Here is a 385-nt window from a genome sequence, read left to right as displayed (position 1 = left end):
TAAACTTGCAAACTGCTTATAAGAATTTTTTTAGTGGTCAAAGTGATTTTCCTACATTCAAAAGTAGAAAGAGTAGAAAATCCTATACAACGAATCGAGTAAACGGAAATATTATGTTATTTCATGGTTATATCAAATTACCGAAACTGAAATTAGTACGACTGAAACAACATAGAGAGATCCCGCAAAATTATATCATCAAATCATGCACGATTTCGATGACACCAACTGGCAAGTATTATGTGTCTGTCTTAACTGAATATGAAAAGGAAATTGTTCAGAAAGAAGTAGAAAGTGTAGTTGGATTAGACTTCGCAATGGCTGAATTGTACGTGAGTAGCGAAGATGAGAAAGCCAATTATCCTCGCTTTTATCGTCAGATGTT

General features: G+C 33.8%; 1 protein-coding gene. It reads left to right on the top strand.

Features of this window, described 5'->3' with window-relative positions:
- Positions 1-385, top strand: a 385-nt coding sequence (locus JTF23_RS27520) for an RNA-guided endonuclease InsQ/TnpB family protein (RefSeq protein ID WP_204210292.1), incomplete at both ends; no start/stop codon positions are given.

Source organism: Bacillus sp. RIT 809 (genome assembly GCF_016892495.1).
GTDB lineage: Bacteria > Bacillota > Bacilli > Bacillales > Bacillaceae_G > Bacillus_A > Bacillus_A cereus_U.
The sequence above is the reverse complement of the archived record's forward strand: the minus strand, read 5'-3'. Positions and strand labels throughout refer to the sequence as shown.